This window comes from Rhizomicrobium sp., from assembly GCF_056722145.1.
In genome coordinates this window covers 1-6390 of record NZ_JBWZET010000017.1, presented here as the reverse complement: position 1 = coordinate 6390, position 6390 = coordinate 1, and the positions used below count along the sequence as shown (strand labels likewise).

General features: G+C 64.0%; 4 protein-coding genes and 1 pseudogene. 4 read left to right on the top strand and 1 reads right to left on the bottom strand.

From position 1 onward, the window contains the following. Positions 1–1217: MFS transporter (locus AC1P6P_RS00975; protein ID WP_481400563.1), on the top strand; the 1217-nt coding region annotated here is incomplete at its 5' end. Positions 1218–1220: 3 nt separating this feature from the next. Here AC1P6P_RS00975 and AC1P6P_RS00970 read toward each other — a convergent pair. Continuing rightward, positions 1221–2387, bottom strand: a complete 1167-nt coding sequence (locus AC1P6P_RS00970; protein WP_481400562.1) for an acyl-CoA dehydrogenase family protein — start codon at positions 2385–2387, stop codon at positions 1221–1223. A gap of 188 nt (positions 2388–2575) precedes the next feature. Here AC1P6P_RS00970 and AC1P6P_RS00965 point away from each other — a divergent pair, with 188 nt between their 5' ends. From AC1P6P_RS00965 to AC1P6P_RS00955, 3 genes and pseudogenes are all read left to right on the top strand, one after another. Then, positions 2576–4351: an FAD-dependent oxidoreductase gene (locus AC1P6P_RS00965; protein WP_481400561.1), complete on the top strand. Its 1776-nt coding sequence runs from the start codon at positions 2576–2578 to the stop codon at positions 4349–4351. After that, positions 4339–6174, top strand: a complete 1836-nt coding sequence (locus AC1P6P_RS00960; RefSeq protein ID WP_481400560.1) for a 2-oxoacid:acceptor oxidoreductase subunit alpha — start codon at positions 4339–4341, stop codon at positions 6172–6174. The genes AC1P6P_RS00965 and AC1P6P_RS00960 overlap by 13 nt, the downstream gene beginning before the upstream one ends. Next, a pseudogene (locus AC1P6P_RS00955) lies at positions 6171–6390 on the top strand (2-oxoacid:ferredoxin oxidoreductase subunit beta); the annotation flags it as partial. The gene AC1P6P_RS00960 and the pseudogene AC1P6P_RS00955, both read left to right, overlap by 4 nt.

The window sequence follows — 6390 nt, the reverse complement described above, 5'->3', positions numbered from 1 at the left end:
ATTCTATTCCCGCATTTGAGGCATTTTCCGTGGCTCGCGAACACCGACCGGCACTGATCCTCACCTTCTTTCTCTTCGCCTTGTGGGGCGTCGGGCACCGGCTTTATGACACGCTGGTTCCGGAATTCGCCCAGGCGTTCGCGCTCGATGCCCGCGAACTGGTGCTGACCCAGAGCGCCTACAGCCTCACCTATTTCCTGATCGCCATTCCCGCCGCCATTTATGCCCGCGCCTTCGGCTCCAAGGCGACCATCGTGTTCGGCCTCGGCGCCTGGTGCGTCGGCGCCTTCCTGTTCTATCCCGCGGCGCTGCAGAACGCGTTTGGCTTCTTCCTGTTCGCCGCCGTGGTGATGAGCTGCGGCTATCTCTTCCTCGAGATCGGTGCCAATCCGCTGATCGCCCGCATGGGGCCGCCCGAGACCGCAACCCTCAGGCTCAATTTCGCCCACGCACTTTATCCGGTCGGCGTGCTGGTCGCGGTCTATGTCGGACGCTGGCTGATCCTGTCGAACGATGCCCTGCCGCTGGAAGAACTCGCCAGCGCGGTGGTGCGGCCCTACATGGCGCTCGGCCTGTTCGTGCTGGCGCTCGCCTTTGTGGTCGACAAGCTCGCCTTCCCGCGCCTTGCCACCGAGCGCGGGACTGCGGTTATGGCCGATTTCCAAATCCTGCTGGCGCAGCCGCGCTTCCTCGCCGCGATGGGGGCACAAGTCTGCAACGTCGCCGCCATGGCAGGCACCTGGACGCTCAGCGCCTGGTACATCAAGGACGCCATGCCGGGCGCCCCCTCACCGGTCGCCGCCGATTTCCTGCTGGCAACGCTGGTGGTGTTCGCGATCGGCCGGGCTGTTGGCGCGGTCCTGATGCTGTGGGTCTCGCCGGTGAAGCTGCTCGGCCTGTTCGCCGCCAGCGGACTGGTGCTCGGCATCATCGCCACGGTACATGGCGGCACGCTCGGCGTCTACGCCATGGTGGCATCGAGCTTCTCGGTTTCGATCATGTTTGCAACCATCCTCGGCACCGCCATCTCCGGCCTCGGCGCCCGCACCGAAGCGGGCACGGCGCTGATCTACATGGGCGGCGCCGGCAGCGCGATCGGCGTTGCGGCGATGCATCTGGTGTGGACCGTCACCTCGATCCAATACGCCATGCTGGTGCCGACGCTCGGCTATCTCGGCGTCATGATCTTCGCACTGACGCACAAGAAGGCGGCGTGACGCTCAATACGATTTCGGCAGATCGAGCACGTTCTCGCCGATGTAGCTGAGGATCAGCTGTTCGGTCACCGGAATGATGCGGGGCAGGACGGATTCGCGGAACAACCGCTCCACCTGGTATTCCTTGGCATAGCCCATGCCGCCGAGCGTCATCACGGCTTGGAGGGCGGCCTCATAGCCGGCGCGGGCTGCGATCAGCTTGGCGGCGTTGGCTTCGGCGCCGCACGGCTGTTGGTGATCGTAGAGCCAGGCGGCCCTGAGGCACATCCAGTAGGCGCTTTCGAGATAGGACCATTTTTCCGCCAGCGGATGCTGGATGCCCTGGTTCTGCCCGATCGGGCGGCCGAACACGACGCGCTCTTTGGCGTAAGCGCAGGCCCGGCGCAAGGCATCACGGCCCAGCCCCACCGCTTCCATGCCGAACAGGATGCGCTCGGGATTGAGACTGTCGAAGAGATAGCGAAAGCCCTTGCCCTCTTCGCCGATGCGGTCCTCTTCGGGCACGAACAGATCGTCGATGAACAGCGCATTCGAATCCACCGCGGCGCGGCCCATTTTCTCGATGCGGCGGACTTCGATCTTGTCGCGGTCGAGCGCGGTGTAGAACAAGGTCATGCCGTCGGCCTTGCGGGCGCAATCGGCTTTGGGCGTGGTGCGGGCGAGCAGGAGGAGGCGGTCGGCCACTTGCGCGGTGGTGGTCCACATCTTGCGCCCGCTGACGCGATAGCCGCCCGCCGTCTTCGCCGCGACGGTTTCGATCGACGTGGTGTCGAGGCCGGCATTGGGCTCGGTGATGCCGAAGGCGACCTTCTCGGCGCCGGCGATCAGCGGCTTCAGCCAGCGTTCTTTCTGCGCGGGTGTGCCATGCACGACCACGGCATGCGGCCCGAACAGGTTGACGTGCAGTGCCGAGGCTGCCGCCATGCCGCCGCCGCTCTGGGTCACCGCGTGCATCATCAGCGCCGCCTCGGTCACGCCCAGCCCGGCACCGCCCAGTTCCTCCGGCATCGTAATGCCGAGCCAGCCGGCCGCGGCCATCGCCTGATGGAATTCATGGGGGAAGCGCGGCGCCGAATCGCATTCGGTCCAATAGTCGTCGCCGAAGCGACTCGCGACTTTTGCAACGCCGTCCTGTATGGCGCGCTGGTCTTCGTTCAGGGCGATGTCCATACATTCACCATGGGTTTGATTTCGGCAACTTTCGTACGTTCCTCAACGCAACCGCGGAACGCTCTTGCGATGTCCCGTTCCGCTGCAAAAAGCTCTGAGAAATGGGGCGAAACCCAAGCCATATCGGACTATAAAGGCGTTGCTGGGGACACGGAAACTCCAATGCGTTCAGCAAACGCGCGCAAAGCATGACGCCGACCGATATTGCCAACCCAAACACCTTCCACAAGGTGGTCGACTGCCAATGGGCGTGCCCTGCCCATACGCCGGTGCCGGAATACATTCGCCTGATCGCGATGGGCCGCTACTCCGATGCCTACATGGTCAACTGGCACTCCAATGTTTTCCCCGGCATCCTGGGGCGCACCTGCGATCGCCCATGCGAGCCCGCCTGCCGCAGGGGCCGCGTCGAAAAAGAGCCGGTCGCCATCTGCCGGTTGAAGCGCATCGCCGCCGACGCCAAGGACGACATCACCGCTCGCCTGCCCAAACCAGCGCCCCAGAAGAACGGCAAGCGCATCGCTTTGATCGGCGCCGGGCCCGCCTCCTTGACCGTCGCGCGCGATCTGTTGCCGCTCGGCTACGCGGTGACGATTTTCGAAGCCGACCAAAAGCCCGGCGGCATGATGCGCACCCAGATCCCGCGCTTTCGTTTGCCCGAGGCGGTGCTCGACGAGGAATGCGGCTATGTCATCGGCCTCGGCGCCGAGATGCGCTACGGCACTCGCATCGACTCGCTGACCGCGGTGCTGGCGCAGGGCTTCGACGCGGTGTTCGTCGGCTCAGGCGCGCCGCGCGGGCGCGATCTCGACATTCCCGGACGGCAGGACGCGGCCGCGCACATCCATATCGGCATCGACTGGCTGGCCTCGGTTTCGTTCGGCCACACCAGTGCGATCGGCAAGCGCGTGGTGGTGCTTGGCGGCGGCAACACCGCGATGGACTGTTGCCGCACCGCGCGACGCCTCGGCGGTGAGGATGTGCAGGTGGTGGTACGCTCCGGCTTCGCCGAGATGAAGGCAAGCCCGTGGGAAAAAGACGATGCCCAGGGCGAGGACATCCCGATCCACAATTTCCTGGTGCCGCTCACATTCACCCATGACGGCGGCACCCTGACCGGCGTGACGTTTGAAAAGGTTCGCGCCGAATACGTCGGCGGCAAACGCAAGCTGGTTCCCGCGGGCGAAGCGCCGGTGCATTTCGCCTGTGACGACGTGCTGGTCGCGGTCGGCCAGGAGAATGCGTTCCCGTGGATCGAGCGCGAGCTCGTCACATTCGACGAATGGGGCATGCCGGTGCTCGAAAACGCGACGCTGCAATCCTCGCATCCGAAAATTTTCTTCGGCGGCGACGCGGCGTTCGGGCCCAAGAACATCATCACCGCGGTGGCGCACGGCCACGAGGCGGCGATTTCCATCGACCTGATGTGCCGCGGCCAGGATGTGACGGTGCGCCCGCGCCAGCGCACCACGCTGTCGAGCCAGAAGATGGGCATTCACGAATGGTCGTATGACAACGACGTTTCGCTCGACCTGCGCTACAAGGTTCCGCACGCGCCCAAGGCCGAGACCCTGCGCAACGTCAACATGGAAGTCGAACTCGGCTACACCAAGGAACTGGCGCTGCTGGAAGCGCAACGCTGCCTCAATTGCGACATCCAGACGGTGTTTTCCGACAGCCTGTGCATCGAATGCGATGCCTGCGTCGACATCTGCCCGACTGACTGCATCACCTTCACCGGCAATGCACCGGAGGCCGAGCTGCGGCTGAAAACCAAGGCGCCGGCGGAAAATGCCAGTCAGGACCTCTACGTCTCGACCGAACTCAAGTCGGGCGCCATCATGGTCAAGGACGAGGATGTCTGCCTGCATTGCGGGCTGTGCGCCGAACGCTGTCCGACCGGGGCCTGGGACATGAAGAAATTCACGATCGACATCGCCAAGGCCAACTCATGCAGCCGTTGACCGCCACGAACGACTTCGTCGTCAAGTTCGCCAACGTCAACGGCTCGGGCTCGGCCAGCGCCAACGAGCTGTTCGCGCGCTCGATCCTACGCATGGGCGTGCCGGTCGCCTCGCGCAATATTTTCCCCTCCAACATCCAGGGCCTGCCAACCTGGTACGAAGTGCGCGTTTCGGGCGAGGGCTGGCTCGGGCGGCGCGGCGGCGTCGATCTGATGGTGGCGCTCAATCCGCAGACCTTCGACAAGGACATGGCGTCGATCGAGCCGGGCGGCTATCTCGTCTACGATTCGACCAAGCCGATCCCGCCGGACAAGTTCCGCCAAGATATCACGCTGCTGCCGATCCCGCTGACCGACATCTGCAACAAGGCCTATGCCGATCCGCGCCAGCGCCAATTGTTCAAGAACATCGTTTATGTCGGCGCCCTGACCAACCTTCTCGGCATGGATTTGGAAGCGGTCAAATGGCTGATCGCCGAACAGTTCGAAACCAAGAAGAAGCTGCTCGCGCCCAACATCCAGGCGCTCGGCTTCGGGTTCGAATACGCCCGCGACAAGCTCAAGGGCCGTTGCAAACTGAAGCTGAAGCGCCAGGACAAGGTCGGCGAGCGCATTTTCATCCAGGGCAACAACGCCGCCGCGCTCGGTTGCATCTGGGCAGGGGCGACGGTGTGCGCCTGGTATCCGATCACGCCCTCGACCTCGCTGGCGGAGAATTTCAACCGTCACGCGGCGCGGTTCCGCATCGATCCGGTGACGAAGAAAAAGAACTTCGCGTTTCTGCAGGCCGAAGACGAGATCGCCGCCATCGGCATGGTGGTGGGGGCGAGCTGGAACGGTGCCCGCGCCTTCACCGCGACATCGGGTCCCGGCATCTCATTGATGAGCGAGATTTTCGGTTTCGCCTATTTCGCCGAAGTGCCGGCGGTGGTGTTCGATGTGCAGCGCGGCGGCCCCTCCACCGGCATGCCGACCCGAACCCAGCAATCGGATGTGCTGCTGGCCGCCTATGCCAGCCATGGCGACACCAAGCATGTGCTGTTGTTCCCCGCCGACCCGCACGAGTGCTTCGACTTTGCCGCGGCGGCGTTCGATGTTGCCGAACGGCTGCAGACGCCGGTGTTCGTGATGATGGACCTCGACATCGGCATGAACGACTGGCTGGTCGCACCCCTCGCCTGGGATGATGCGCGACGCTACGACCGCGGCAAGGTGCTGACGGCGGCGGAATTGGAAGCGGGAAAATCGTTCGGGCGCTATTTCGACGCCGACGGCGACGCGGTGCCCTATCGCACCATTCCCGGCGCCCATCCCTCCAAAGGCGCCTATTTCACCCGCGGTTCCAGCCACGACGCCTATGCGCGCTATTCCGAAGACGGCGGCGTCTATGTCGAGGGCATGAAGCGGTTGCTGCGCAAATTCGAAACCGCCAAGTCGCTGGTGCCCAAACCGGTGCTGCGCGAAGCCAAGGAAAAAGCCCGCTATGGCGTGATCTATTACGGTTCCACCGCGGTGGCGATGGATGAAGCGGTGGCGGTGCTGGAGAGCAAAGGCCTGCCGCTCGACCTGATGCGGGTGCGCGCCTTCCCCTTCAACGACGAAGTGGATGCCTTCATCGCGGCGCATGACCAGGTGTTCGTGGTCGAGCAGAATCGCGACGCCCAATTGATGAAGCTGATCGTCGGCGAATGCGCCATCGATCCGGCGAAGTTCCTGCCCGTGCTGCATTTCGACGGCACGCCGATCACTGCCCGCTTCATCATCCGGCAAATCGCGGCCATCGCCGGCCTGGCCGAGACCGAAGCCCAGGAGGCGGCGGAATGACCTATATCGCCAAGCCCAAGCTGCATCATCCTTCGCTGAAACCAAATGCGCTCGGCTTTACGCGGCGCGATTACGAAGGGCGGATTTCGACGCTGTGCGCCGGCTGCGGCCACGATTCGATCAGCGCAGCCATCGTGCAGGCGTGCTTCGAACTTGCCATCGCGCCCCATCGCGTCGCCAAGATGTCGGGCATCGGCTGCTCGTCGAAGACGCCGG